Below are 24779 nucleotides of genomic sequence, written 5' to 3'. Positions count from 1 at the left end.
GGGCGCAGCGGCGGCGCCCCGCTCACTCGTCATGCGTGCCGGGCCCGTCGTCTTCGTGGTCCCGCGCGGCCAGACGCACGCCCCGGCTCTCCGCGACCCGGTACACCTCGGCGAGCGATTCGGCCAGTTCGACGGTCAGCAGATGCAGTTCACCGGACACCCACCGCCGCCCCGCCAGCACGCGCCGCGCCTCCGCGATCAGCTCGGCGGCCAGGCCCAGTTGTGCCGCCTCGACCGTGTCGGCGACGCGGGACACGAAGCCGGTGCCGTCGCCTGCGAGAAAGCACGGTTTGCCGTCCACACTCGCCCACGGCAGGAGCCGCGTGGTGTCCGTCGCGTCCGTCATGTCGTCCGCCTCCTTGAGGTCTCCCGGGGTGACCGGATGTAGTCATTCGGTCACGCGGAAGCGCCGACGGGCAATAGGATCGGGGGACTTTAGCGGCAGCGCACAAGTCTCCTGCCTGCCGTGATGCCGGCCGCGATCACATGGCGAGAGGTCACAGCGTTGGACGAGACAACCCCACCCCAGCACTTGAACCCACTCGAGCGCTTCGGCAGCGACGTCAAACAGGTCCGGCTCGCGCGGAAGATGACGCAGAAGCACCTGGGCAAGGCGGCGGGCTACTCCGAGGCGTACGTCAGCAGGGTCGAGGCCGGAAAGATGCTGCCCCGTCCCGCCGAGAGGTTCGCGAAGGGCTGCGACACCGCATTCGGGACCGGTGAGCTGTTCACGGAGCTGCTGCGGAGGATCGACGAAGGCGACCACCCGTCGTGGTTCGTTCCATATCTCAACCTGGAGCGGAAGGCGTCGCGGATACTCGACTACTCGACGAATATCGTGAAAGGTCTCCTCCAGACGGAGGGTTACGCACGAGCCATTTTCCAGGCGTACTTCTCCCGGGAAGATGCAGAGGTGATCGAAGGCAAGGTGGCGGTACGTCTGCGGCGACGCGAAGTGTTCGAGCTGGTCACCCCGCCGTATCTATGGACCATCGTGCATGAGGCGTGCCTACGGACCGTCGTAGGGGGCTCCGAAGTCATGGTCGGGCAGCTTGAGTACTTACTGTCGGCCGCCGCGTCGCCTCACATCAAGCTTCAGGTCATGCCTTTTGCGGCAGGTGCACCGGCCGCATCTACGAGGCCCTTCACTGTGCTGCGTTTCACGAACTCCCCCACGGTGCTCTACACCGAGACCCGGGTAGGAGGCAGAATGCACGACTCCGCACAAACGGTCGACGCCGCCTTGGACGATTACGATCTGCTCAGGGCACACGCACTGTCCCCTGATCGGTCCGTCTCCCTGATCAAGAAGCTGCTGAAGGAGTACCGCGCATGAGCTCCGACTTGGATCTCGCCAACGCCACATGGATCAAGTCCTCCTACAGCGACGCCAACGGCGGCGACTGCGTCGAATTCTCCCCCGACTTCGCCTGGATCAAGTCGTCCCACAGCGACGCCAGCGGCGGGAACTGCGTGGAATTCTCCCGCGACTTCGCATGGACCAAGTCATCCCACAGCGATGGCGACGGCGGCCAGTGCCTCGAATTCTCCCGGGCTCTGACCGAGGCGCACGGCGCGGTCCCCGTTCGGGACAGCAAGGATCCGGACGGCCCGGTGCTGGTCTTCCCCGCGGGCGGCTGGGCCACCTTCATCTCCGCAGTGAAGCAGGGGCAGTTCGCCGCCTGAGCATGCTCGTGGGTGCCGCTTCACCGGTCGGTTCTTAGAACGTTCTTAAGCCGCCCACATATCCAGTCCCCATGACATCCACCATCCCCCCGCTCCCCAAAACCCCCCGGCGCACCGGCCGTCGCCGCGCCACCCGCATGCTCGCCGCGTCCCTCGCGCTCACCGCGACCGGCCTCGGCGTCGCCGGATGCGACAGCGCCGCCGCGGGCACCCTGGAGGGCAGCAAGCTGGAACTGCCCGTCAGCGGCGGCACCGCCGTCGTCGACACCGCCTCCCTCGCGGTGAGCGCACGCACCGGCGACGGGCGGCGCCTGGTGCTGTCCGAGGCGGCGGCCGGGGGCGGGCTCGGCAAGCCCGGCCCGGTGACGCGTACGGCGGACGGCGCGCGCTGGAGCTACCCCGCCAAGGGGCTGAACGTGACCGCGAGTTCGGAGCACGGACGGCTGCGGATCAGGCTGCGGTCGGACCGCGACGGTTCGGTGAGCTGGCCGGTGACCGGCACCGACCGGGCCGCCTCCGCCGTCCAGCTGCCGCGCGGCGAGGGCCTGGACATCCCCGTACGCGACGCGTTCTGGAATGCCGGGTCCGAGAAGGGCGGCCTGGACGGCAGCACCGTGGACGTGGGCGCCGAACTCGCGCTCCCCCTGTGGGGCTACTCGCTGGGCGGGGCCAACGGGTCCGGCGGCGGGCACGGCGTCAGCTACCTCACCCCGACCGACATCGGCACCTCGCTGCGCTTCGCCTCCACCGGAGGCCGGCTGCGCGCGACCGCCGCGCACGCCTTCGACGCCGGGGAGGGCACCCGCGACTACGACGTCTCGTTCGCGCTGACCGACGGCAACCCCGTCGCCCCCGCCGCCGACTACCGCTCCTACCTCTCCCAGCACGGGCAGCTCGGCAGCCTGCGGAAGAAGATCGAGCAGAACCCGGCCAACGGCAAGCTGCTCGGCGCCTTCCACGCCTATGTGTGGGGCGAGGCCCGGACCGCGGCCGGGATCGCCGAGCTCAAGAAGCTCGGGGTGGACCGGATGTGGCTCGGCTACGACTCCGGGCCCGACCCCATGAGCGCCGGGGCGGTGCGTGCCGCCAAGAAGGCGGGCTACCTCGTCGGCCCGTACGACTCCTTCGCCAACGGGCAGGACCCCAAGACCGCCGACAGCCCCACCTCGGCCTGGCCCGGCCGGGTCTACCCCGACTTCTGCATACGCAGGGCCGACGGCACCGCCGAGACCGGCTTCGGGGGCCGCGGCTGCTACCTCAGCTCGCGCGCCTTCGAAAAGGCCGAGCCGAACAAGCACTATCTCGCCGACCGCACCCGTTCGATGGTCGCCAACGGCGCGGACAGCTACTTCCTCGACGTCGACGCGACCGGTGAGGTGTTCCGCGACCACGCCAAGGGCCACGAGATGACCAAGGACGGCGACCGCGCGGCGCGGCTGGCCCGGATGCGGCGGCTGTCGAAGAACCTCGTCCTCGGCTCGGAGTCCGCCCAGCCCTGGGCCAACAAGGTGATCGCCTACGACCACGGCTCGGGCACCCCGGTCGCCGACGGCCTGTGGAAGCTGCAGCGCGACCGGGAGAAGTGGGGCGGCTACTTCCCGGAGAACGCGCCGAAGATCTTCTTCAAGCCGGTGCGGCTGCCCGCCGGCCTGGCCACCGCCATGTACGACCCGAAGTACCGGGCGCCCCTCTACGAGACCGCGCTGCACGGCTCGCTGGTCAACGCCGAGCGCTGGGAGCTGTCGTACGAGAAGCTGCCGGCCCAGAAGACCACCCGCGCCCTGCTCGCCATGCTCTACAACACCCCGCTCAACTACGTCCTCGACGGTGCCACGCTGACCAAGGACGGTCCCGAACTCGCCGCGCTGCAGAAGTACTTCGCGCCGCTGCACCGCGCCGCCGGCACCGAGCAGATGACCTCGTTCCGGTACCTGACCGGCGACCGTACCGTCCAGCACACGGTCTTCGGCAAGGGCGCCCTGACCGTCACCGCCAACTTCGGCACCAAGGCCCACGACGGCCTGCCCGGCGGCTGTGTCGACGCCCGGCTGCGCGGCGACGAGCAGCCGCGCCGGCTGTGCCCGGCGCAGCCGAACGGCTGACGGCGGGGCGGCGCCGGACCGGCCGCCCGGCCGGGCCGGCGCCCCTCACACGGTGCCCGCCCGCGCACTGAGGGCAGCGTTCCGCCCGGGAAACAGAGCAGATGCGGGCGGGTAACAGCCGGGAAGCAGGCTGACCGGCATGACCTCCACACCGCCGCACCCCGAGCCCGCGCCAGGCAGCATCCCCACCCTCGCCCTCATCGGCCACGGCATGGTCGGCCAGCGCTTCCTGGAGGAGCTGGCCGACCGCGGTGTCACCGAGCGGGTGCGGGTGGTCGTGCTGTGCGAGGAGCCCCGCCCGGCCTATGACCGGGTCCGGCTGACGTCGTACTTCGCCGGGCGCACCCCGGACGAGCTGAGCCTGGTCGAACCGGACTTCATGGCCCGGCACGGCATCGAACTGCTCCTCGGCGACCCGGCCACCGCCGTCGACCGCGCCGCCCGCACGGTCACCGCCCGCTCCGGCCGGACCGTCCGCTACGACACCCTGGTGCTGGCCACCGGCTCGTACCCGTTCGTTCCTCCGGTGCCGGGCAAGGACAGCGCGGGCTGCTTCGTCTACCGCACCATCGAGGACCTGCTCGCCATCGAGGAGTACGCCAAGGACGCCCGCACCGGTGTGGTGGTCGGCGGCGGGCTGCTCGGCCTGGAGGCGGCCGGTGCGCTCAAGGGGCTCGGGCTGCGCACCCACATCGTGGAGTTCGGCCCGCGGCTGATGGGGCTCCAGGTCGACGAGGGCGGTGGCCGGGCGCTGCGCCGTACCGTCGAGGGGATGGGGCTGGAGGTGCACACCGGCGTCGGCGGCACGGAGATCGTCGCGGACGGCGCCGGAGCCCTCACCGCCATGGGGCTGTCCGACGGCTCCCGTATCGACACCGACCTGGTCGTCTTCTCGGCCGGTGTCCGCCCCCGCGACCAGCTCGCCCGGGACTGCGGGCTGCCGGTCGGCGAGCGCGGCGGCATCGTCGTCGACGAGTGGTGCCGCACCGACGACCCCGCCGTGTACGCCGTCGGCGAGTGCGCGCTGGCCGGCGACGGCCGGGTCTACGGGCTGGTCGCGCCCGGCTACGACATGGCCCGGGTGGCGGCCGACGGCATCGCCCGGCAGCTCGGCGGGGGGCACGGGCAGCCCGCCGGCTTCACCGGCGCCGACCTGTCCACCAAGCTCAAGCTGCTGGGCGTGGACGTCGCGTCCTTCGGCGATGCGCAGGGCGCCACGGAGGGCTCCCTGGACGTCGTCTACTCCGATGCGCGCAGCGGCGTCTACAAGAAGCTGGTGATCGGGCAGGGCGGCGAGCTGCTGGGCGGGGTCCTGGTGGGCGACGCCGAGGCGTACGGCATGCTGCGACCGCTGACCGGCAGCGTCCCGCCGCTGGCGCCCGAGGAACTGGTGCTGCCCGCCGGGGCGGGGGCCCCGGCAGCGCTCGGCCCCGGCGCGCTCCCCGATGAAGCGGTCGTCTGCAACTGCCACAACGTCACCAAGGGCGCGATCCGTTCCGCGGTCACCGAGCACTCCTGCGGCACCGTCCCCGAGGTCAAGAAGTGCACCAAGGCCGGCACCGGCTGCGGCTCCTGCGTCAAGGTGCTGACCACCCTCGTCAACGACGAGCTGGAGGCGAGCGGCGTCAGCGTCGAGACGGGCCTGTGCGGCTGCTTCCCGCACACCCGCGCCGAGCTCTACGAGATCGTCCGCACGCTGGGCCTGACGACCTTCGCAGAACTGCTGGACTCGCACGGCCGCCCGTCGGCCCGCCACCGCGACGGATGCGAGATCTGCAAGCCCACCGTCGGCTCCATCATCGCCTCCCTGGCCCCTTCCGTCGGCGCCGACGGCTACGTCCTGGACGGCGAACAGGCCGCGCTCCAGGACACCAACGACCACTTCCTCGCCAACCTCCAGCGCAACGGCTCCTACTCGATCGTGCCGCGCATCCCCGGCGGTGAGGTCACCCCGGAGAAGCTGATCGTCATCGGCGAGGTCGCCCGCGACTTCGGCCTGTACACGAAGATCACCGGCGGCCAGCGGATCGACCTCTTCGGTGCCCGCGTCGACCAGCTGCCGCAGGTCTGGGCCCGGCTGGTGGCCGCCGGCTTCGAGTCCGGGCACGCCTACGGCAAGGCGCTGCGCACCGTGAAGTCCTGTGTCGGGCAGACCTGGTGCCGCTACGGGGTCCAGGACTCGGTCCGGATGGCCATCGATCTGGAGCTGCGCTACCGGGGGCTGCGCTCCCCGCACAAGCTCAAGTCCGCGGTCTCCGGGTGCGCGCGGGAGTGCGCGGAGGCGCGCGGCAAGGACTTCGGCATCATCGCCACCTCCAACGGCTGGAACCTGTACGTCGGCGGCAACGGCGGCGCCGATCCGCGCCACGCCGACCTCCTCGCGCAGGACCTCAGCGACGCCGAACTCGTGCGCCTCATCGACCGCTTCCTGATGTTCTACATCCGCACCGCCGACCGTCTGGAGCGCACCTCGGCCTGGCTGGAGCGCATCGAGGGCGGCCTGGACCACGTCCGCGACGTCGTCGTGCACGACTCCCTCGGCCTCTGCGACGAGCTGGAGGCCCTGATGGCCGCCCATGTCTCCCACTACCGCGACGAATGGGCCGAGACCCTCGACGACCCCGAGCGGCTGGCCCGCTTCGTCTCCTTCGTCAACGCGCCCGACGCACCGGACCCCTCCGTCCGCTTCGTGCCCGAGCGCGACCAGGTCAAGCCGGACCTGACGCTGCTGGCCGGCCCGACCCTGCCCGTTCGCACCCTGGAAGGGACCTCCGCACGATGACCACCGCCACTGCCCTCGCTCCCACCCACACCGCCACCACCACCGTCGAGATCCTCGGCCCCGACGGCTGGCTCGCCGTCTGCACCCTGGACGACCTCACCCCGGGCCGCGGTGTCGCCGCGCTCCTCCCCGACGGCTCCCAGGCCGCTCTCTTCGTCGACCGCGGCGGCCGGGCGTACGCCATCGGCAACCGGGACCCGTTCACCGGCGCCCAGGTCCTCTCCCGGGGCCTGACGGGCTCCGCCGCAGACCGGCCGTTCGTGGCGTCGCCGCTGCTCAAGCAGCGTTTCGACCTCATCACGGGGGACTGCCTGGACGACCCGGCGGTGTCCGTACCGGCCTTTCGCGTGCGCACCCGGGGGGAGCGGGGCGCCTGACTCCCCTCTCGTTCACGCAACCGCCGGGTTGCACCTCCTGTCCGTACGTGCAACCATCGAGTAGCACGTAAGGACGCTCCACACGCAATGGCGCGCAATGGCACGCAACGGGCAGGAGGCCCCCATGACCAGCGACAGCAACAAGGACCGCATCGAGCGGGAGATCAGCATCGCCGCACCCGTCGAACGCGTCTGGGCGGTACTGACCGAGCCCGAGCACGTCGGCTCGTGGTTCGGCCAGGGCGAGCCGACCCCGGTCGACCTGCGGCCGGGCGGCATCATGCACCTCGACCACGGCGAGCACGGCCAGTTCCCCACGGTCGTCGTGAAGGTGGACCCGCCGCACCACTTCGCGTACCGCTGGGCCAGCGCGTACCCCGGCGACGTGGCGACCGAGCGCAACTCCACCCTCGTGGAGTTCACCCTCACCCCGGAGGGCGACGGCACCCGCCTGCGCGTGGTGGAGACCGGATTCGCCGCCCTCACCATCCCCGAGGAGCGCAGAAAGACCGCCTCCTACGAGAGCCACAGCGAGGGCTGGTCCGGCCAGGTCGAGAACATCCAGCGGTACGCGGAGCGGCTGGCGGCATGACGCGGGAGCCCGAGGGCCACGCGGACGCCGTGGCGGAGGTGCTGTCCGCACTGGCGGACCCGACCCGCCGCCGGATACTCGACGCCCTCGCCGACCGCGGCGAGGCGACCGCCACGGCCCTGGCGGCACAACTGCCGGTCAGCCGCCAGGCCATCGTCAAGCACCTGGGCATCCTCGACCGGGCCGGTCTGGTGGCCGGCCGCCGGGAGGGCCGCGAGTCCCGCTACCGGGTGATACCCGAGCGACTGGGGACCACCGCCCGGTGGATGGACCGGATCGCCGCGGACTGGGACTCCCGGCTGGCGGCCATCAAGCGCCTGGCGGAAGGGAAGTGACGCCCGGGGCGTACGCTGGTGCTCCCCTACCGAGGAGTACGGCGTGACCCGGTGGAACACCAGCCACATCCCCGACCAGACCGGCCGCTCGGTGGTCGTGACAGGCGCCAACAGCGGCATCGGGTACGTCACGGCGCGCGAACTGGCGCGGCGTGGCGCCCGCGTGCTGCTGGCCTGCCGCAACGAAGCACGCGGCATTGCGGCGCTGGACCGGCTGCGCGGCGAAGTCCCCACCGCCGAGGCCGAGTTCCGACCACTGGACCTGGCCGACCTCGGCTCCGTACAGGACTTCGCGGCCGGCCTCGACACCTTCGACAGTGCACGCCTCGACCTGCTCGTCAACAACGCGGGCGTGATGGCGCTGCCGTACCGCACCACCGCCGACGGCTTCGAGATGCAGTTCGGCACCAACCACCTGGGCCACTTCGCGCTGACCGGGCTGCTGCTGCCCCGGCTCCTCGCCACTCCGGGAGCGCGCGTCGTCACCGTCTCCAGCATGCTGCACGCCCTCTCCGACCTCGACTTCGCCGACCTCAACGGCGAGCGCTCCTACCGCCGCTGGATCGCCTACGCCCGCTCCAAGAGCGCCAACCTCCTCTTCACCCGCGAGCTGTCCCGGCGCCTGGCGGCGGCCGGCTCGGGGGCCCTCGCGGTCGCCTCGCATCCCGGCTACGCCGCCACCAACCTGCAGACCACGGGCCCTCGGATGGAGGGCCGCTCCGGCGCCGAACGCTTCGCCGACATCGGCAGCCGCCTCATCGCCCAGCCCGCGGACGGCGGCGCGCTGGGCAGCCTCTGCGCGGCCACCGCACCGCACATGCGCCCCGACTCCTTCATCGGTCCGCGCAGCGGCCTGCGCGGCGCTCCGGCACCGTGCTTCCGCGCCCCGTGGACCAGGAACGACGCCAACGCCGAGCGGCTGTGGAACGTCTCGGAGGAGTGCACCGGAGTGCGCTTCGCGTTCGAGGAGAGCCCCGCGGCGGGCTGACGGGCCGGGCATCGGGGCGCAGCGCCACCGGGGCCGCGCGGGGACGGGCGCGGGGACGGGGTGCGGGGTGCGGGGTGCGGGCGTCAGGATTCCGTGAAGATCTCCCCTCGCACCGCCAAGAGGACGCCAGGGCGGTGAGCGGCCGGGCGGCACGCCCCACACCCTGAGGTGGTCCCACCCCAGTGCCGCACGGAGGTACGCAGAACGATGTCGATGGTGTCCCGGCCCGACAGCCGCCCCGAAGAGCCACCCGATACCGCAGGTCGGGCCGGCGAGCCGCCCGCGGCCCGGACGACGCCCACCGACTCCGGACCCGACTCCGGACCCGACGCCCGCCACCGGCTCACCGCCCTCCAGGGCCTGGCCGCCCTCTCCCTCGACGCCATGGCCTCCGTCGCCTACGGCCCCGAGTCGATCGTGCTGGTCCTGGCGGCGGCGGGCGGCTACGGCCTCGGCTTCACCCTCCCGGTCACCCTCGCCATCGCCGCGCTGCTGGCCGTACTGGTCGCGTCGTACCGCCAGGTGATCGCCGCCTTCCCCGACGGCGGCGGTTCCTACGCAGTGGCCAAGACCCACCTGGGCCGGCGCCCCGCCCTGGTCGCGGCGGCCTCGCTCGTCCTCGACTACGTCCTGAACGTCGCCGTCTCCGTGACGGCCGGCACGGCCGCGCTCACCTCCGCCTTCCCCGCGCTCTACGCGGACCGCGTCGCCATCTGCCTGGCGGTCCTCGTCCTCATCACGGTCATCAACCTGCGGGGCATCGCCGACTCGGCGAAGGCGTTCCTCGTCCCCACCGCGGTCTTCATCGGCGCCATCCTGGCCATGATCGTGGTCGGGCTCCTCCGTGACGCCCCCGCCTCCACGGCCACCGCCGACGGCCACCCCTCCGTCCTCGCCGGGAACGCGACGGCCGTCGGCGCGCTGCTCCTGCTCAAGGCGTTCGCGTCCGGCTGCTCGGCGCTGACCGGCGTCGAAGCCGTCGCCAACGCGGTGCCCTCCTTCCGGGCCCCGGCCGCCCGGCGCGCCCAGCGCACCGAGGTCGCGCTCGGCGCCCTGCTCGGCGTGATGCTGATCGGCCTGTCCGTCCTCATCGGCCGCTTCCACCTCCGGCCGGTCGAGGGCGTCACCGTCCTCGCCCAGCTGGCGGACGCCTCCCTCGGCCACAACTGGGCCTTCTACGTGGTGCAGTTCGCCACCATGGTGCTGCTGGCCCTCGCCGCGAACACCTCCTTCGGCGGCCTGCCCGTCCTGATGGGCCTGCTCGCCCGGGACAACCACCTGCCGCACGTCTTCGGCCTGAAGGCGGACCGCCAGGTCCACCGGCACGGCGTACTGGCGCTGGCCGCCGCTGCCGCGGCCCTGCTCGTCCTCTCCGGCGGCGACGTCAACGCCCTCGTCCCGCTCTTCGCCATCGGCGTCTTCGTCGGCTTCACCCTCTGCCAGGCCGGCATGGTCCGGCACTGGCGCCGCGCACGCGGTGCCGGCTGGCGCGCCAGGGCCGCCCTCAACGGCCTCGGCGCCCTGCTCACCGGGGTCTCGGCCGTGGTCGTCACGGCCACGAAGTTCACCGCCGGCGCCTGGCTGATCGTCGTCGCGCTGCCGCTCCTCGTGGTCGCCTTCGAGGCGGTCCACCGCGCCTACGGCCGGATCGGCGAACGTCTGGGCCTGGGACGCGTCCCCGAACCGCCCCAGGCCGCCCGCTCCCTCGTCGTCGTCCCGGTGTCGCACCTCTCCCTGCTGACCGCCGAGGCCCTGAACGCCGCGGTGTCCCTGGGCGACGAGGTGGTGGCGGTCACCGTCACCCACGGCGACCCCGAGGACCGCCCCGCCGCCGAGGCCCTGCGCCGCGACTGGGAACTGTGGAACCCCGGCGTGGAACTCCTCGAACTCCCCTCCGCGACCCGCTCCGTCGGCCGCCCCGTGGCCGACTACGTACGCGCCCTGGCCGCCCGCCGGACCGGCACCCGCATCACCGTCCTCATACCCGAGGCCGAACCCGCCCACCTGTGGCAGCGCCTGCTCCAGAACCAACGGGGCGCGGTCGTCGCCCACGCGGTGCGCCGCGACACCGACGCGGTCATCTGCCGACTGCGGTTCCGTCTCGCACGGGCGTCCCGGACGTGATGACGGGCCGTTGTCAGTGACGCGCTCTACCGTGACGTCATGGGCCTCACACTGAGCTACGACGACCACTGCACCGAGATCCCCCATCAGGCCGCCCTGCTGGCGTCCTCGCTCACGGACGGCGCCGACCTCGCCATCTCCGTGCCCTCCTGCCCGGACTGGAGCCTCGCCCAGCTGCTGCGGCATCTGGGCGAGGCGCACCGCTGGGTGGCGGAGATCGTCCGCACCCGGGCCACCCAGCCCCCGCCGGACACCGCGCTGCGCGCCCTGCCCCGCGACACCCCCGACACCCCCGCCGAGCTCGCCGACTGGCTCACCGAAGGCGCCCGACTGCTCGCCGACACCCTCCGCGCCGCGGGCCCCGACGCCGAAATCTGGACCCCGCTCCCCTCCGGGTCCCCCCGCTTCTTCGCCCGCCGGATGGCCCACGAGACGGTCGTCCACCGCGCCGACGCGGCCCTGGCCCTCGGCAGGGACTTCACCGTCGAGCACCGGGTCGCCCTCGACGCCCTCGACGAGTGGATGGAACTGGGCTCCCTGCCCGAGATGTTCGACCACCACCCCGAGCGCCGCGACCTCCTCGGCCCCGGCCGCACCCTCCACTTCCACGCCACGGACACCCCACCCGAGGCCGCCGCCGACTGGCTCGTCGACCTCACCGGCGATTCCCTGGCCTGGCGCCGCTCCGCCGAGCCGGCGGCCGTGAGGGTCGACGCACCCCTGACCGAACTCCTGCTGCTGGTCTACGGCCGCCGGCCCGCCGACACCGACGCCTTCGAGATCGACGGTGACGCGGAACTACTGGACTTCTGGCTGTCGCGGGTCATTTTCGCGTGACGCGATAAGAGGTCCGCGGGGGCGGGAACGACTGCAGGCCGTTCGGGGCCGCCCCTCCGCCGAGGGAGCCCTCGCCCACACTCCCGAGGGGGAAGGAGAGGCGGCGACTGCCGGCTTCCGGTCGCCTGTCGGTGCGGCGGCCGCCGCAGGTGGTAGCACCTGTCGACCTGTCAGCACCCTCCATTATCGACCCTTCCCGAATTTTCGGGCCGCAATTACGCAGTTTACGAAGTGGCGGAACTCGACGACCATGGAAATGTAAAGTCGATACATTTTGCCATCGGCACCTCCGTTTCGGGCCAAGATCACTCAGAACCCGGCGCCGGAGAAGACCTCAGGAAGCTCGATGACAAAAAATTCAAACGCACGGCGATGTTCACCGAGTACGAACCGTGCGGTAACACTGGCGCCCTAGGAGGCGCCGCCTGCGCCCACTACCCCGGCGAGCACCTGGATCGCCCGAAAGACGTCATAGAGCGCAAATCCCACGGCGAAATGAAGGCTGGACTGGCCGCCCCGGAGAGCAAATCGGAAATGGAGGTCTCGTACGGAACTACTTATCGCTACGGGCCGTTCGCCGATGGCTCCAACACTAGGACGAAATAGATGCAGCTCCGGAAGAGGATAGGCCAGAACTCACCAAGGAGGCACAAGAAGCTCGTAAGAAGGCCTGGCATGACGAGATGGACCGCGTTCGGGGTGAATTGCTGCGCATTTGGCTCAAGGTGCACGCCTAGCCAACCACGTAGTAATCTTGCCGCCCACGTGCCCCCGGAGAAACTCGCGAACGATCGGAGCGAAGTAACGTGTCCCGCGATACTCTCGCCAGCAAGCTGACCGAGTGGCCCCAAGCGCCGGATCAGCGTCGCATTAAGCTTCCCGTTACCGGGCCGGTTGGTTCCGGTAAGACGCGTTGCCTCAGGCAAGCAGCAGAGACACTTGAAGGCATTTCCACGTATATCGACTGTACTGGCCTCACCGCCGACGAGGTGGCCATCCAGTTGATCGGCAACTGGGGTTTCGACGCGCGCTTTCTGCACACCCACGGCAGCACCGCCCTGGCGAAGCATTCGCATACTGGAGCGCTGACAGGGAAAGGGCAATCATCCTTTTCACCAACGTGCAATGGGCGGGAAGAACGGCTACGTCGAAGGAACCCGAGCGTCTACTGCCGTATGTCATCACCCGCATGCTCAGGAAAAACAAATACCCAGTTGCCGTGGCATTCGAAGTCGATCAGGAACAGGAACGGGTCCGCCTGACGTCGGACCTGCAGGAGAAAGCCCTCTCTCTGCCCGAGTCCCCCGAGTTCTCACGACCTTCTTCAACCGAGCACCTCGCACATTTCCCGCAGTTGCGGGCGCTCGCCGCTGCCGAGACCCGGGAAGTTCCCTTGCCGGCCTGGTCGGTCCTCTGCACGGCCCTCGGACTTCAAAGGGCTCCTGCCGATCTGCACAGGACGGTGAACGCCCTGCCGCAGATGTTGTCGATGCGGACCGACAGCGCGGGAGCTGAATACGTAAGGTTCCGCGTGGAAGGCGTGCGTCATCTCCTGCGCGCCCAACTGCCGCTCAGCCTGCAGGAACACAGCAACATCACCCATGCCCTGCTGGCCGAGTCGCTTCACCTCGGAACCACCGGCCCATGGCGCACGCAGGGCCCGGCCGCGGAGTACGCATTCCACGCGCTCCCCATTCACAGCGCCGCGGCCGATATGCTGATTGCTCTTTCGCAGAACCCTCGATTTCTCGCGAACGTAGACCGGCACGCCCTGGTCACCGGGCTCAAACTCTCCCATCCCCACGGTATTCCTACCGGAAATCCCGCATCCGATGTCCACTACCTAGAGGCAGCAGGCGTCGAACCCGCTACCCACGAAGAGTGGATCTGCTGGCTCCACTGGGCATCGATGAACCGTGGCGCCACCGATTTCGCCGAGGAGCTGGCGCGTTCGGCCGGCGAACTGCCGTGGCTCACCCGCTGGTCGCGCTGGCGCCCGTACGGCATCTTCGGTCCCCGACTGGCTCGAAATCGGAGTCGCGAACGGGGTCGATGTCGTCGTCAGTGCGCGGGAAATCGAAGACAGCGAGATGGACGGCGATGTGGACCCCGAGTCCAACTTGTGTGTCCTGGAAAGTCTGTGGCGCCTCGATGACGGAACACCACTCGGCGGCGCCGCTCAGGTGCAGCTCTACTTGGACGCCGGTGTCACCGTCCGGGCAAGCGGCCGGGCCTTCGAGCCTGTGGAGGAGCCCGATGCCGCGCAGCGGACGCCTGCGCCGAGAGTACCGTCCACCGCTACATGCCGCATCGAGGCACCGGATGGAACTCTGGTCTACGGCGGCATCGGAGGTATCCTCGCCCTCCATGTATTCGATCCGGCACGCGTGACGTCAAGCCCGCAATGGCTTAAGCGTCCATTGCTCAACGCACGCCTCAGCTCTGCGGAGTGGCCGCTGCCAGAGGCACTGCAGGGGAGCGCCTCACCTGGACAGTCCTGGTACGAGGCAGTGTTCGGCTCCGATTCCTGTCACGTCGCGTCCCCCAGCGAACTTCCGGCCGGCATCACGCACGCCGAGTCCATCCAATTCCTCGCCGAGGTCGGACTTCCCGACCTTGATGAGGAACTCCCCTACGTCTCCTTCGTCCGTCCAGAGGCGCTTGCAGAAGTCGCCCGCCCGCCTTGCCGTCCTCTGCCGGTTCCGGCCCGTTCTTCCGTCTGGGCCACTGGACCAGTGTCGACTTGCTCCTGGACGGAGCATCAGGACACATCTACGTTGATGAACGCGGTCGACCCCACCCACGCGTCCCCGCATCCGAGCCCACTACAGTCTGACCACTGACGACCGACAAGCAACGCTCCACCAATCGATGATCGAGTGCGATGACGACGGACAACGCCATGGCTCGCATCGAGTCATGGCTGGACGAGCCGCACCGGCTGTACGAAACCTTCGCGATCCGCGGCGCTGCAGGCAGTGGGAAGACGCAACTGCTGCAGGCCCTGGCGGTCCGAATTCCGAATTCCGTCTTCATCGACTGCCAGGGCCTGACAGCAGAGAGTGTGGCACTGCGCCTGCTGAAGGCATGGCAGGTGGAGTGCGGATCGGAGTCCCTCTTCCATGCCGCACGCAGGATCAAAGATGGCGGTGTGGCGTTGCTCGCCAACGTTCAGTGGGCCGGCCGACTCGTCTCCTCGAACGAATCCAGCCGGATCACACAAAACGTGCTGCGGACCCTCAAAATGGCCGCCCGGCCAGACGTCCGCTTCGTCGTGGAGCGATCCACAGCCAAGAGCTGGGTGCTCGCCCCGACCCGGAACGAACTCGTTCTTTCAGAGGGCTTCGATTCATCAGAGCATGCTGCGCTTCTCGCAGAGCTGCTCGAGACGCACACGGCACTGCAGGCTCTGGCGGCAGCGGAAACCCGGAGCGTGCCGTTGTCCGTGTGGGCGGAACTGTGCCGTGCCCTGGATGTGCCATGTTCGCTGCACGAGCTGGCCGAACTGACGGACTCGCTCGGCGATGTGCTGAGTGTGTCGGATGGCGTTGGTGTTGACCGACGCGTCGCCTTCCGGGCCGAGTCGACCCGCCATCGGATACGGGCTCTGCACCCCGTCGACCACGAGGCCATCGTCGGCTACTTGAGACAACGAATGTCCGGCCGAACGATGCAGGCCTGGGATGCGCTGGGTCCGCTCGGCCACTACACGACAAGGGCATTGCCTCTCCACGCCGCTCATGCGGGAGTGCTGGAGTCAGTGCTGAGTGACGGCGCAGCGCTGGCGAACCTCAACGCATATGGGCTGCTTCAGGGCATGGCCCTCGCCTGGCCGCGTGGTGTCCCTCAGGGTGGTATCGCGATCGATGCCCACTACTTGGGGGAGTTGGGCCTGGCCTCAGCACCACATCAGGAATGGGTGGCGTGGCTGCACCAGGCCACGGTCAGCCGCGGCAACGAGGCGCTCGCCGGGCCGATGGCCGCAGCGAGTGTCGGTCTGCCGTGGCGGACAGTCTGGTCACGCTGTCGCCCCTTCGGCGCATTCGGCTTCTCAGCGCCGCCGTACGAAGAAGATTCTGAGGGAATCCCAGTCAGCCGGTCATGGCCGCACGGCGAAACCGCACCTCCTGTCCGAAATGCCCTCGGAGCAGCCCACCCTTTCAGAGCCAAACGGAAGGCCGATGGGGAGTGGCTCATTGCGGGACCCACGGGGTCCTTTGCCGTGGCCATGGACACAAACCAAGGGGAAAGCGCCCACCTTGAGGCGATGACAGATCATTTCGTCGGCCCGATCACCACAGCGGCCGAGTGGGAGATTCCCACTCCGGCACTCGCTCATGACGCGCCTTCACAATCGTGGCTGGAGGCTACATTCGGACCCCATAGCTGCCGAACGCTATCGGAGGCCGATTTGTCTGACGGACTCCGCGACGCCGACGCACGGCGATTCCTCGCTACGACAGGACTACCAGCGCTGTCCGATCAGCTCCCTTTCATGTCCACCGTGGACCTGCGAGAAATGGGACTTGTCGAGACCTCCTGGCCCGAGGAGTCGTGGAAGCCCGACAGCGACGGCCCGTTTTACCTCCTGGGAGAATGGACGGGCGGCACCATTTTTCTGGACGGCGCTACAGGGACCGTACTTCAGGACTACAACACCGGTTACCGATCCGTCGCGCTGGCTAACAGCCTTCGACAGTTCTGCACCCTGCTTCGCCTGTACCACGAGCTTCTGATCAGCAATTTCAACACGCCACACGAGCACAGGGACGCCCGGAACAGCGTAAGAATATGGGCCGAACAGGTCGATTCCCTAGTGGAAGACGCTGACCATTGGGAGCACGTACTCAACGGTGACCTCGATTCATGGGGCGCGGAATAACCATTTGAGGCGCGGCAGTCAACGAGAAACAGGCCAGGGGGATCAGAGCCCGGTCTCGAAAGCAGAATCCGGGAAACCGTCAGCCGTCGTAGGACCCTCGTGATGCCGACCGGAAGCCGACCGTGAACTCATCCCCATCGGTACAGGACCAGCTTACGATGCTTGCTCTTTACTGGCTCGTACGTCGCAGCGATTTTACTCTTCCTGAGGAATCTCGAGACGCCAGGCGAAGCCTGCGTCACTGGTGTGGGCAGATCTGTTCGGCCAGTCTGAACCACTCGCACTGGGGGCCATCTTCCTTGGCGCGTGGGACAACCCTGAGATTTTCTAACCACCATCGAACGGAACCGATCACGGGAATCTTGTAAACTCCGGGGTTCCGGATATCCGCTTCCCTGTCGGCCGGCCCTCGCCCTCACGTCAGCTCGTCCGCCAGCAGATCCATCAGCAGCCCGTCCGCCCACTGCCCCGTGCGCGGGTCGCGTCCGTACGCCCGCATGATGCCGACTGGCTTGAAACCGACCTTGCGGTAGCTGGCGATGGCGGCGGTGTTGGCTGCGGCGGGGTCGATGGTGAGGCGGTGGTGGCCGCGGTCGTGGATGAGCCAGTGGGCGAGGGTGCGGACGGCGTCGGTGCCCAGGCCCTGCCCATGCCGGGCTGTGGTGAGGAAGATGTCCATGCCGGCGTGGCGGAATTCGGGGTCGGTCTCTTCGGAGAACTGGATGGCGCCGATGACCTCGTCGGGCTCGTCGGCGGGGGTGATGGCGAGCATGTCCGCGTAGTCGTCCGGTGCGGACCACCAAGCGGCGACCGCCGGTTCGCGGACGATGCGGTCGAGTGGCGCGGTGTCGGCATCGGTCGTCGGTCGGAGCGTGACGACCGAGCCGCGGAGCTTCCCCATGGCGTGCGAGGGGGAGGTGGCGGGTGTGGGGGATGTGGAGGATGTGGGCGGCTCGGGGGGCATGAGGGCATTCAACCTCTTTGTCGTGCACGGGATTCCGGGGCGCGGCGCAGGTGGCGGGTCGACCTCCCTTGTCCGTTCCCACAGAGCTTGGTCCGGTAGTGACAATGCGCTGACGGGGGGTAACCACCCGTGGAATTCTTGGCGTATGACGATGCCTCCCGAAGTGCCGTGCGCGGAGTGCCGGGGGACCGGCACCGTCGAGTGGGAGACCCAGGGCGGCAACACCACCACAACGCAGTGCACCCGGTGCATGGGCACCGGGACGATCCCGGCGTAGGAGGCGGACGAGGACGTGACGACCCCGCGTGAGGGCAACCGGTTGCGGGCGCTGCCCACGGAGTACGTCGACAGGGTGCGCTGTACGCACTGCGATCTGCGGACCATGAAGCTGCCGGGCACGGCCGGGGGACTGTGCATTCCGTGCTACGCGCTGGAGCGCCAGGCGGCTCCGCGGCGGACGGGGCAGGGGACGCAGATGGCCAACTTCGTGTCCGACCCGTGCATGGGGTGCGGCTCGCACGCCGTGGACGCCAACGGCTGGGCGTTTTGGTGTGACGCATGCGGGATGCAGGTGGCGGTCGCCTATCCGCAACCGTAGCCGCAGCCGCAGCCGGAACCGGGTGGGCCGTGCCGCGTGAGCCGCAACCGTGCGGCCGGGGGGGCTTCGGCGGGTCGATTCGTGAAGGTGCAATGCGTTCTTCACGTGCGTGGGGCACAGTGGTCGGGCGCACCACCGTTGATCAACGATCACTGCGGGGCTACGACCACAGGGGGCGGATACGGCCATGGCCAACTCCAGGGCGAACGACAGCGGCAGCGGGAGCGGCGGCAGCGACGGCAGCAGCAGCAGCGCCGAAACCGGCAGCGGCATCGGCAGGCGGCGGCTGCTGGCCGCCACCGGCGGCATCGCGGCAGCCGGGGCGCTGGCCGCCTGTGGGTCCAACACCGGGCGTGGCGGCGGCGGTTCGGGGCCGGCGATCAGCCAGTGGTACCACCAGTACGGCGAGCCCGGGACCGAGCGGGCCGTACAGCGGTATGCCGCCGCGTACCGCAAGGCCCAGGTACGGGTGCAGTGGCGGCCGGGCGACTACGACCGGCAGACGGCGGCCGCGCTGCTGACCGACTCCGGGCCCGATGTGTTCGAGGTCAACGGGCCGTTGCTGGAGCAGATCCAGGGCGGGCAGGTCGTGGATCTCACGGCCGAGGTCGAGCCGGTCAAGGACGACTTCCACCAGGCGGCGCTGGCTCCGAAGATCTGGCAGGACAAGATCTGGGGCATCCCGCAGGTCGTTGACATGCAGATGCTGTACTACCGCAAGAGTCTGCTGAAGGACGCGGGAGTCCAACCGCCGCGAACGCTCGACGAGTTGGTGGACGCGGCGAAGAAGCTGACCGACCGCAGGACCAAGGGGCTGTTCCTCGGGAACGACGGCGGGGTCGGGGTGCTCAGCGCGACCCCGCTGCACGCGGCGGGGCTGAGTCTGATCGATGACGACGGCAAGGTCGGGTTCGACGACCCGGCTGCGGCGCGTACGTTCGGCAAGATCCGGCAGTTGTACGCGGACAAGTCGTTGCTGCTCGGTGCGCCGACGGACTGGTCCGATCCGGCCGCCTTCGTCCAGGGCCTGACCGCCATGCAGTGGTCGGGGCTGTGGGCGCTGCCGGGGATCAAGAAGGCGCTGGGGGACGACTTCGGGGTACTGCCGTTCCCGAAGGACGGGTCGGGCGGGAAGCCTGCCGTGCCGGTCGGTGCCTACGGCTCCGCCGTCAGTGCACACAGCAGGCGCAAGGAGGAGGCGAAGGCCTTCGCGAAGTGGCTGTGGGTGGACCGCAGCGACTTCCAGCAGGACTTCGCGCTGTCGTACGGCTTCCACATCCCGGCGCGGCTCTCGCTCGCGAAGAAGGCCAAGGAGTTGCAGCAGGGTGTCGCGGCGGACGCGGTGCGGTTCGCGACGGAGTACGGGCATGCCGAGCCGTTGTTGTGGACCAGCGCGGACCGTACCGCCTATCAGGACGCGCTGAGCCGGATCATCAAGGACGGCGCGAATCCGGAGAGTGAGCTGAAGAGCGTGGTGCGCAAGGTCAACGCCGAGCTGCGGCGGGTCAGGAAGAAGTCCGGGGCGTGAGCGTACGGGCCCCGGGGAGCGCGACCCCCGTAGATGCCACCCGGGCACCTGCCGCCGCCGGGCGCGCCACCCCCGGACGGGTCGCCCGGCTGCTCGGGCCGCAGCGGCGGAACCTGTGGTTCTGGGTCTTCGTCGGGCCGTTCGCGATCGGGCTGGGGCTGTTCACGTACGTGCCGCTGGCCTGGAGCCTCTACCTCAGCTTCTTCGACGCCCACAACACCGTGACGCCCCGCTCCACGGACTTCGTGGGGCTGGGCAACTACACCTCGATGCTGGGCGACGATGCGTTCCTCGGCAGCCTGGGGACGTTCGCGGTGTTCACCCTCTTCATCGTGCCGGCCACCTACGCGCTCTCGCTCGCGCTGGCGCTGATGGTCAACCGGCTGCGCTTCGCCCAGGCGTTCTTCCGGTCGGTGTTCTTCCTGCCGACGGCTTGCTCGTATGTCGTGGCGGCGCTGATCTGGAAGCTGTCGATCTTCAACGGGGTCCGGTTCGGGCTGGCCAACACCGTGCTCGGCTGGTTCGGCGCGGATCAGACGGCCTGGCTGTCGACGACGCACCCGCCGTGGTACTGGCTGGTCATCGTGACCGTACGGCTGTGGCTGCAGGCCGGTTTCTACATGATCCTCTTCCTTGCCGGGCTGCAGAGAATCTCCCCGCAGTTGTACGAGGCGGCCGCGGTGGACGGGGCACGGCCGGGGTGGCAGGTCTTCCGCTACATCACCTTTCCGCAGCTGCGGGCCACGTCGGTGGCGGTGGTGCTGCTGCTGGTGATCAATGCGTTCCAGGCGTTCGACGAGTTCTACAACCTGCTGAGCGATGCCCGGGGCTATCCGCCGTACGCCCGGCCGCCGTTGGTCTATCTCTACTACACGGCCCTCGGGCGGGATCAGAATCTCGGGCTGGGCAGTGCGGGGGCGGTGATCCTGGCCGTGATCATCGCGCTGGCGACGGTCGTCCAGGCCCGCTGGTTCGGCCTGGGCCGCAAGGAGGACTGAGCGTATGCACGATGCCCTGACGCGGGCCGGGCGGGCACTGCGGGTGGTGCTGCTCGTCGTCCTCGCCCTGGTCTTCCTCGTCCCGTTCTATCTGCTGCTGCGCAACGGTCTGGCGACCGAGCGGGAGATCACGTCGCCCGACTGGACGCTCCTGCCCCAGGAGCTCCAGTGGTCGAACCTGACCGAGGTGTTCCGGGATCCCGCCCTGCCCATGGGACGGGCGCTCCTCAACTCGACGCTCATCGCGGTGTCCACGACCGCCGGCACGGTGGTACTGGCCTCACTGGCGGGGTACGGGCTGGCGCGGATCCCGTACAAGCACGCCAATGCCGTCTTCTACGCCGTCCTGGGCACGCTGATGGTGCCGGCGGCCGTGACGTTCGTGCCGAGCTTCGTCCTGGTGTCGTCGCTCGGGTGGATCTCGACGCTGCGCGGGCTGGTCGTTCCGACGCTGTTCAGCGCTTTCGCCTGCTTCGTCTTCCGGCAGTACTTCCTCGGCTTTCCCCGGGAGCTGGAGGACGCGGCGCGGGTCGACGGCCTCGGGTACTGGCGGACGTACTGGCGGATCGTGGTGCCCAACGCCCGGCCGGTCTTCGCGGCGGTCGGCACCATCGTCTTCATCGGGGCGTGGAACGCGTTCCTGTGGCCGCTGGTGATCGGGCAGGACCAGGAGTCCTGGACGGTGCAGGTCGCGCTGTCGACGTTCACCACGGCGCAGAACCTCAATCTGCACGAGCTGTTCGTGGCAGCGGGGGTGTCGATCGTGCCCCTGGTGGTGGTGTTCCTGCTGCTCCAGCGGTACATCGTGGCGGGTGTGGAGCGCAGCGGCATCGACGACTGAGGCCGCCCATGGCCGGTGGCGGGAGGCATGCGGTACGGTGCGAGGCATGAGCAGGTACTCGTTCCTCCGTGTGACGGAGCCGCCCTACGGCGGCCCCCACGGCGAGTGCGCGCCCCGCGGCCTGAGCTTCCTGCGCCGCCGCGGCCGGGTGGGGTCTCCCCCGGCCTGTTGTTCCTGTACGTCCTGACGGGCTGCCCGCAGCGCGCCTGACGGACACGTCCGTACGGGTGCGCCCGTGGGATGTCCGTAGGCGGCCCGCAGCGGTCCTCGGCGTCCGTCCGGCCGCCGGCCGGTGACGTCTCCTTCCCGCTTCCGCCCCGGGGCAGCCGCACCGCGCTTCGCCGTACGTCCACTGCCGCTGCCGCTGCCGCCCCCGCCGCCCCCGCTGCCCTGCCCTCTCCCCTTCTCCCCTTCTCCCCTTTCAGGAGGACCAGTTGACGGCCATCGCCGACCACACCACGACCGCCGCCCCCGCCCTGCGCCCCCACCGGATCCCCGCCGACGGCCTCTACGAGGGGCAGCGCATCCTGCGCCGGACCCCCGACGGCTGGGCGGACCGGCCGTACGAGCTCTTCGAGGTGGTTCCGCAGGCCGCCACCATCGGGGCCGAAATCCGCGGGCTCGACCTGTCCAGGCCGCTCGCCGGGACGCTGCGGGCGGAGCTGAACCGGGCGTTGCTGGAGTGGAAGGTGCTGTTCTTCCGCGGGCAGCATCTCTCCTCGGCGGCGCAACGGGAATTCGCGCGGAATTGGGGAGAGCTGGAGACCAATCCGTTGCTGGCGCGGGGCGATGCGAAGGATGTGGTGCGGTTCGACAAGGCGGCCGGTGCGGTCCCGACGTTCGAAAATGTATGGCACACGGATGTAACTTTCCGCGAACGTCCGGCGATGGGCGCGGTGTTGCAGCTGCGCGAGGTACCGCCGTCGGGCGGGGACACGATGTGGGCCGATATGGCTGCCGCATACGACAATTTGCCGGCGGAAATCCGGGCACGTATCAATTCGGCGCGGGCGGTGCACGACTATCTCCCGGGCTTCGCCCGCTTCTACTCTCCCGCCCAACTGGCGCCATTCCAGGCGGAGTTCCCGCCCGTGGAACATCCGGTGGTGCGGCGGCACCCGGAGACCGGGCGGCGGATGCTGTTCGTCAACGCATCGTTCACCACCCGGATCGCGGGGCTCGCGGAGGCGGCGAGCGACCGGCTGTTGCGGGTGCTGTTCCAGCAGGCTCAGGTGCCCGAGTTCCAGGTGCGGTGGCGGTGGCAGGCGGGCGACATCGCCTTCTGGGACAACCGGGCCACCCAGCACTACGCGGTGAACGACTACGGCACGCACCGCAGGGTCGCCGAACGTGTGGCCATCGCGGGCGATCGGCCGCACTGATCCGGCGGGCCGCCGCCGCGCCTCGCCGTCTCACCCCTGGAGCCCCGCCGGGTGCGCTCCTCTCAGCAGTGCCGCGCCCAGTGGGGTGAGGGTGTGCAGTACGGCGTTGCCCTGACGCAGGGTGAGCAGCAGCCCGGCGTCGCGCAGTACAGTCGCGTGCTGGCTGGCGGAGGCCAGCGAGACATCGACGCGGCGGGCGAGTTCGCTGGTGGTGCAGCCGACGCCGATGCCCTGGAGGATCGCGGAACGGGTCTGCCCGACGAGCCGGCCCAGGGAGCGTTCGGACGGCACGGGCGGGTCCGGGCGCGGGGCCGGGTGCTCGACGGGATAGACCAGAACGGGCGTCAGGTCCGGATTGCGGAAGGTCACCGGGGTGCGGCGACAGAAGTACGACGGCAGCAGCAGGAGGCCGCGGCCGTTCAGATGGAGGTCGCGGTCCACCGGGTAGTCGGCCTCCAGGACGGGCGCCCGCCAGCGGATCATCGGCGGCAGCGAAGCGAGCAGGCGGTCCGCGCCGCCGTCCAGGATGGCCCGGCCCCGGGCGGCCCGGTCGGCCTCGATACGGCCCTGGACGCGCGGCCAGTACGGGGCGACGGCGGCCTCGTAGTAGCGCTGCAGGACGCCGGCGAGGCGGCCCAGCGAGCGGGTGCCGCCCTGGGCCATGTCGGATATCCAGGACGGGAGCGGGCGGGCGGCGGTGGACAGCCGCGCGAGCTCGTCGTGCAGCCGGGCGTCGGGGGTCTCCCGCAGCGCGGCGAGCGCCTCGTCCATGCCGAGGAGCCCTTCGGCGGGCGTCAGAAAATCGGGGAAATAGCCCCGGGTGGGCACCAGTGGTGCCAGCAGACGCGCTTCGCCATTCAACCTTCCACGTGTTTCCGATCGCCATCTGCCGAATGCCGAATCGTCACGTCGGTCGCGTAGCCGGTGAAAGCTCAGAACGGTCTCCCACAGCGCGTCAGGGCGTGCAGCTATGCGTACCCGGGCCAGATCGAGGCCACTGAAATGGACGCGTAACACCGAACCCCCACCTTGGTTTCCACGGTCGACCCCCCGGTACGCCCTGAGTATGCACGCCAACACGCGCGGTCACCATGCCCTTTTGGCCAGAGTTGAAAAGTGTCGCGCCACCGGGCGGGCAACGTGAATGCTGTACTCAATTCAACGGCGAAGCGAACGGAACGGATTGCTCGATCCCGTGGGGGGTGATGGGCAACACAACCGGCCGTTCTGCGATCCCGTTGAGGAGCCGCCTTCCCGCGCCGACCGGGGTGGCGGCAGCTCCCGAGGGGGGAGCCCGGAGAAAGAGCAAGGGCGGTGCCTCCGCACAGGTGCCGCCCTTGCCCGCCGCCGGCCGGTCCGGCGGCCGCGTGATCCGCTCGGGCAACGGGCCGTTCGCGAGAACGCACGAAGGCAGCCCGCCGCAGGTGCGTGAGGCGCCGCGTTGACAGGCGGCCGCCCGGTGCCTGTAATGGACGCGGTGTCGCGTGACGCCGACCAAAGAGCAGTGGGCCGGTCGGCGATCGGGCGAACACCCTTCACTCGAGGGGCCCGCCATGAGTTCATCCTCCGCGCCCTGTACATGACGTAGCGCAGCCGCACGTCGCCTCTCGCCCTCCACACCTCCCGGCACCGTCCCGCATGCCGTCCGCATGCCGTCCGCGTCGCCTTGCCCAACCGCTCGTGCACCGCGGCGAGTTCGGCGGCCGCGGGCATCCACCCGTCCGCGGCCCGTGTCCGGCGAGAGCCGTGCCCTCGCTCCGCCC

Annotated in this window: 23 protein-coding genes; 20 read left to right on the top strand and 3 right to left on the bottom strand. The window is 69.7% G+C overall.

The window, feature by feature from the left end:
- Nucleotides 1-22: 22 nt before the first annotated feature.
- On the bottom strand, nucleotides 23-346 hold the full coding sequence (locus tag ACGFML_RS11780) for a hypothetical protein (protein WP_393542523.1): 324 nt from the start codon (nucleotides 344-346) through the stop codon (nucleotides 23-25).
- Between the two features lie 159 nt (nucleotides 347-505).
- Between ACGFML_RS11780 and ACGFML_RS11775 the strand changes: the two genes are divergently transcribed.
- From ACGFML_RS11775 to ACGFML_RS11715, 13 genes are all read left to right on the top strand, one after another.
- The gene (locus ACGFML_RS11775) at nucleotides 506-1336 is read left to right on the top strand and encodes a Scr1 family TA system antitoxin-like transcriptional regulator (RefSeq protein WP_393542521.1); all 831 of its coding nucleotides are present in this window, start codon (nucleotides 506-508) and stop codon (nucleotides 1334-1336) included.
- The gene (locus ACGFML_RS11770) at nucleotides 1333-1686 is read left to right on the top strand and encodes a DUF397 domain-containing protein (protein ID WP_393542519.1); all 354 of its coding nucleotides are present in this window, start codon (nucleotides 1333-1335) and stop codon (nucleotides 1684-1686) included. Before ACGFML_RS11775 ends, ACGFML_RS11770 begins: the two co-directional genes overlap by 4 nt.
- A gap of 137 nt (nucleotides 1687-1823) precedes the next feature.
- Nucleotides 1824-3788, top strand: coding sequence for a glycoside hydrolase (locus ACGFML_RS11765; protein WP_393542746.1), 1965 nt, complete (start codon nucleotides 1824-1826; stop codon nucleotides 3786-3788).
- 139 nt (nucleotides 3789-3927) lie between these two features.
- A complete protein-coding gene (nirB, locus tag ACGFML_RS11760) occupies nucleotides 3928-6570 on the top strand; it encodes a nitrite reductase large subunit NirB (protein ID WP_393542518.1) in 2643 nt (880 codons plus the stop codon).
- On the top strand, nucleotides 6567-6947 hold the full coding sequence (gene nirD, locus ACGFML_RS11755; RefSeq protein ID WP_393542516.1) for a nitrite reductase small subunit NirD: 381 nt from the start codon (nucleotides 6567-6569) through the stop codon (nucleotides 6945-6947). Before nirB ends, nirD begins: the two co-directional genes overlap by 4 nt.
- A gap of 124 nt (nucleotides 6948-7071) precedes the next feature.
- Nucleotides 7072-7539: an SRPBCC family protein gene (locus ACGFML_RS11750; protein ID WP_393542514.1), complete on the top strand. Its 468-nt coding sequence runs from the start codon at nucleotides 7072-7074 to the stop codon at nucleotides 7537-7539.
- Nucleotides 7536-7874, top strand: a complete 339-nt coding sequence (locus tag ACGFML_RS11745) for an ArsR/SmtB family transcription factor (RefSeq protein ID WP_393542512.1) — start codon at nucleotides 7536-7538, stop codon at nucleotides 7872-7874. Before ACGFML_RS11750 ends, ACGFML_RS11745 begins: the two co-directional genes overlap by 4 nt.
- Before the next feature lie 43 nt (nucleotides 7875-7917).
- Nucleotides 7918-8862 carry an oxidoreductase gene (locus ACGFML_RS11740; RefSeq protein ID WP_393542510.1) on the top strand — a complete coding sequence of 315 codons (945 nt, stop codon included), beginning with the start codon at nucleotides 7918-7920 and terminating at the stop codon, nucleotides 8860-8862.
- Nucleotides 8863-9069: 207 nt separating this feature from the next.
- On the top strand, nucleotides 9070-10986 hold the full coding sequence (locus ACGFML_RS11735; protein WP_393542508.1) for an APC family permease: 1917 nt from the start codon (nucleotides 9070-9072) through the stop codon (nucleotides 10984-10986).
- A 39-nt stretch (nucleotides 10987-11025) separates the two neighbouring features.
- Nucleotides 11026-11823 carry a maleylpyruvate isomerase family mycothiol-dependent enzyme gene (locus ACGFML_RS11730; protein WP_393542506.1) on the top strand — a complete coding sequence of 266 codons (798 nt, stop codon included), beginning with the start codon at nucleotides 11026-11028 and terminating at the stop codon, nucleotides 11821-11823.
- A 231-nt stretch (nucleotides 11824-12054) separates the two neighbouring features.
- Nucleotides 12055-12429 (top strand): hypothetical protein, encoded by a 375-nt coding sequence (locus tag ACGFML_RS11725; RefSeq protein ID WP_393542504.1) that lies wholly within the window; start codon nucleotides 12055-12057, stop codon nucleotides 12427-12429.
- A 613-nt stretch (nucleotides 12430-13042) separates the two neighbouring features.
- Nucleotides 13043-13978 carry a hypothetical protein gene (locus ACGFML_RS11720; protein ID WP_393542503.1) on the top strand — a complete coding sequence of 312 codons (936 nt, stop codon included), beginning with the start codon at nucleotides 13043-13045 and terminating at the stop codon, nucleotides 13976-13978.
- A gap of 729 nt (nucleotides 13979-14707) precedes the next feature.
- On the top strand, nucleotides 14708-16705 hold the full coding sequence (locus ACGFML_RS11715; protein ID WP_393542501.1) for an SUKH-4 family immunity protein: 1998 nt from the start codon (nucleotides 14708-14710) through the stop codon (nucleotides 16703-16705).
- Between the two features lie 415 nt (nucleotides 16706-17120).
- Here ACGFML_RS11715 and aac(6') read toward each other — a convergent pair whose 3' ends face one another.
- Nucleotides 17121-17606, bottom strand: a complete 486-nt coding sequence (gene aac(6'), locus ACGFML_RS11710; RefSeq protein WP_393542744.1) for an aminoglycoside 6'-N-acetyltransferase — start codon at nucleotides 17604-17606, stop codon at nucleotides 17121-17123.
- Between the two features lie 208 nt (nucleotides 17607-17814).
- On the opposite strand from aac(6'), the gene ACGFML_RS11705 reads away from it, so the two are divergent.
- The 7 genes from ACGFML_RS11705 to ACGFML_RS11675 all read left to right on the top strand — a co-directional run bounded on the left by ACGFML_RS11705 (nucleotide 17815) and on the right by ACGFML_RS11675 (nucleotide 23016).
- Nucleotides 17815-17946 (top strand): hypothetical protein, encoded by a 132-nt coding sequence (locus ACGFML_RS11705; RefSeq protein WP_393542499.1) that lies wholly within the window; start codon nucleotides 17815-17817, stop codon nucleotides 17944-17946.
- A 15-nt stretch (nucleotides 17947-17961) separates the two neighbouring features.
- On the top strand, nucleotides 17962-18267 hold the full coding sequence (locus tag ACGFML_RS11700; protein ID WP_393542497.1) for a hypothetical protein: 306 nt from the start codon (nucleotides 17962-17964) through the stop codon (nucleotides 18265-18267).
- 187 nt (nucleotides 18268-18454) lie between these two features.
- The gene (locus ACGFML_RS11695) at nucleotides 18455-19795 is read left to right on the top strand and encodes an ABC transporter substrate-binding protein (RefSeq protein ID WP_393542495.1); all 1341 of its coding nucleotides are present in this window, start codon (nucleotides 18455-18457) and stop codon (nucleotides 19793-19795) included.
- 89 nt (nucleotides 19796-19884) lie between these two features.
- Nucleotides 19885-20793 carry a carbohydrate ABC transporter permease gene (locus tag ACGFML_RS11690; RefSeq protein ID WP_393542742.1) on the top strand — a complete coding sequence of 303 codons (909 nt, stop codon included), beginning with the start codon at nucleotides 19885-19887 and terminating at the stop codon, nucleotides 20791-20793.
- A gap of 4 nt (nucleotides 20794-20797) precedes the next feature.
- Nucleotides 20798-21634 (top strand): carbohydrate ABC transporter permease, encoded by an 837-nt coding sequence (locus ACGFML_RS11685; RefSeq protein ID WP_393542494.1) that lies wholly within the window; start codon nucleotides 20798-20800, stop codon nucleotides 21632-21634.
- Nucleotides 21635-21680: 46 nt separating this feature from the next.
- On the top strand, nucleotides 21681-21821 hold the full coding sequence (locus ACGFML_RS11680; RefSeq protein WP_393542492.1) for a hypothetical protein: 141 nt from the start codon (nucleotides 21681-21683) through the stop codon (nucleotides 21819-21821).
- A gap of 247 nt (nucleotides 21822-22068) precedes the next feature.
- Entirely contained in the window at nucleotides 22069-23016 is a 948-nt protein-coding gene (locus ACGFML_RS11675; protein ID WP_393542490.1) for a TauD/TfdA dioxygenase family protein, read from the top strand.
- Between the two features lie 30 nt (nucleotides 23017-23046).
- Here the strand turns inward: ACGFML_RS11675 and ACGFML_RS11670 are convergent, their stop codons facing one another.
- Nucleotides 23047-23877: an ArsR/SmtB family transcription factor gene (locus ACGFML_RS11670; RefSeq protein WP_393542488.1), complete on the bottom strand. Its 831-nt coding sequence runs from the start codon at nucleotides 23875-23877 to the stop codon at nucleotides 23047-23049.
- Between the last annotated feature and the right edge of the window lie 902 nt (nucleotides 23878-24779).

The sequence above is a fragment of the Streptomyces sp. NPDC048650 genome, from assembly GCF_043199095.1.
Taxonomy (GTDB): Bacteria; Actinomycetota; Actinomycetes; order Streptomycetales; family Streptomycetaceae; genus Streptomyces.
Note: the sequence above shows the minus strand (reverse complement) of the source record. Positions and strands in the feature narration are given on the sequence as shown.

Excerpts from the sequence above, each read along its gene's own strand:
- ACGFML_RS11680 (WP_393542492.1), top strand. The coding sequence starts at position 21,681 with ATGAGCAGGTACTCGTTCCTCCGTGTGACGGAGCCGCCCTACGGCGGC.
- ACGFML_RS11715 (WP_393542501.1), top strand. The coding sequence starts at position 14,708 with ATGACGACGGACAACGCCATGGCTCGCATCGAGTCATGGCTGGACGAG.
- nirD (WP_393542516.1), top strand. The coding sequence starts at position 6,567 with ATGACCACCGCCACTGCCCTCGCTCCCACCCACACCGCCACCACCACC.
- ACGFML_RS11745 (WP_393542512.1), top strand. The coding sequence starts at position 7,536 with ATGACGCGGGAGCCCGAGGGCCACGCGGACGCCGTGGCGGAGGTGCTG.
- ACGFML_RS11780 (WP_393542523.1), bottom strand. The coding sequence starts at position 346 with ATGACGGACGCGACGGACACCACGCGGCTCCTGCCGTGGGCGAGTGTG.
- nirB (WP_393542518.1), top strand. The coding sequence starts at position 3,928 with ATGACCTCCACACCGCCGCACCCCGAGCCCGCGCCAGGCAGCATCCCC.
- ACGFML_RS11765 (WP_393542746.1), top strand. The coding sequence starts at position 1,824 with ATGCTCGCCGCGTCCCTCGCGCTCACCGCGACCGGCCTCGGCGTCGCC.
- ACGFML_RS11730 (WP_393542506.1), top strand. The coding sequence starts at position 11,026 with ATGGGCCTCACACTGAGCTACGACGACCACTGCACCGAGATCCCCCAT.
- ACGFML_RS11695 (WP_393542495.1), top strand. The coding sequence starts at position 18,455 with ATGGCCAACTCCAGGGCGAACGACAGCGGCAGCGGGAGCGGCGGCAGC.
- ACGFML_RS11705 (WP_393542499.1), top strand. The coding sequence starts at position 17,815 with ATGACGATGCCTCCCGAAGTGCCGTGCGCGGAGTGCCGGGGGACCGGC.
- ACGFML_RS11685 (WP_393542494.1), top strand. The coding sequence starts at position 20,798 with ATGCACGATGCCCTGACGCGGGCCGGGCGGGCACTGCGGGTGGTGCTG.
- ACGFML_RS11770 (WP_393542519.1), top strand. The coding sequence starts at position 1,333 with ATGAGCTCCGACTTGGATCTCGCCAACGCCACATGGATCAAGTCCTCC.
- ACGFML_RS11750 (WP_393542514.1), top strand. The coding sequence starts at position 7,072 with ATGACCAGCGACAGCAACAAGGACCGCATCGAGCGGGAGATCAGCATC.
- ACGFML_RS11735 (WP_393542508.1), top strand. The coding sequence starts at position 9,070 with ATGTCGATGGTGTCCCGGCCCGACAGCCGCCCCGAAGAGCCACCCGAT.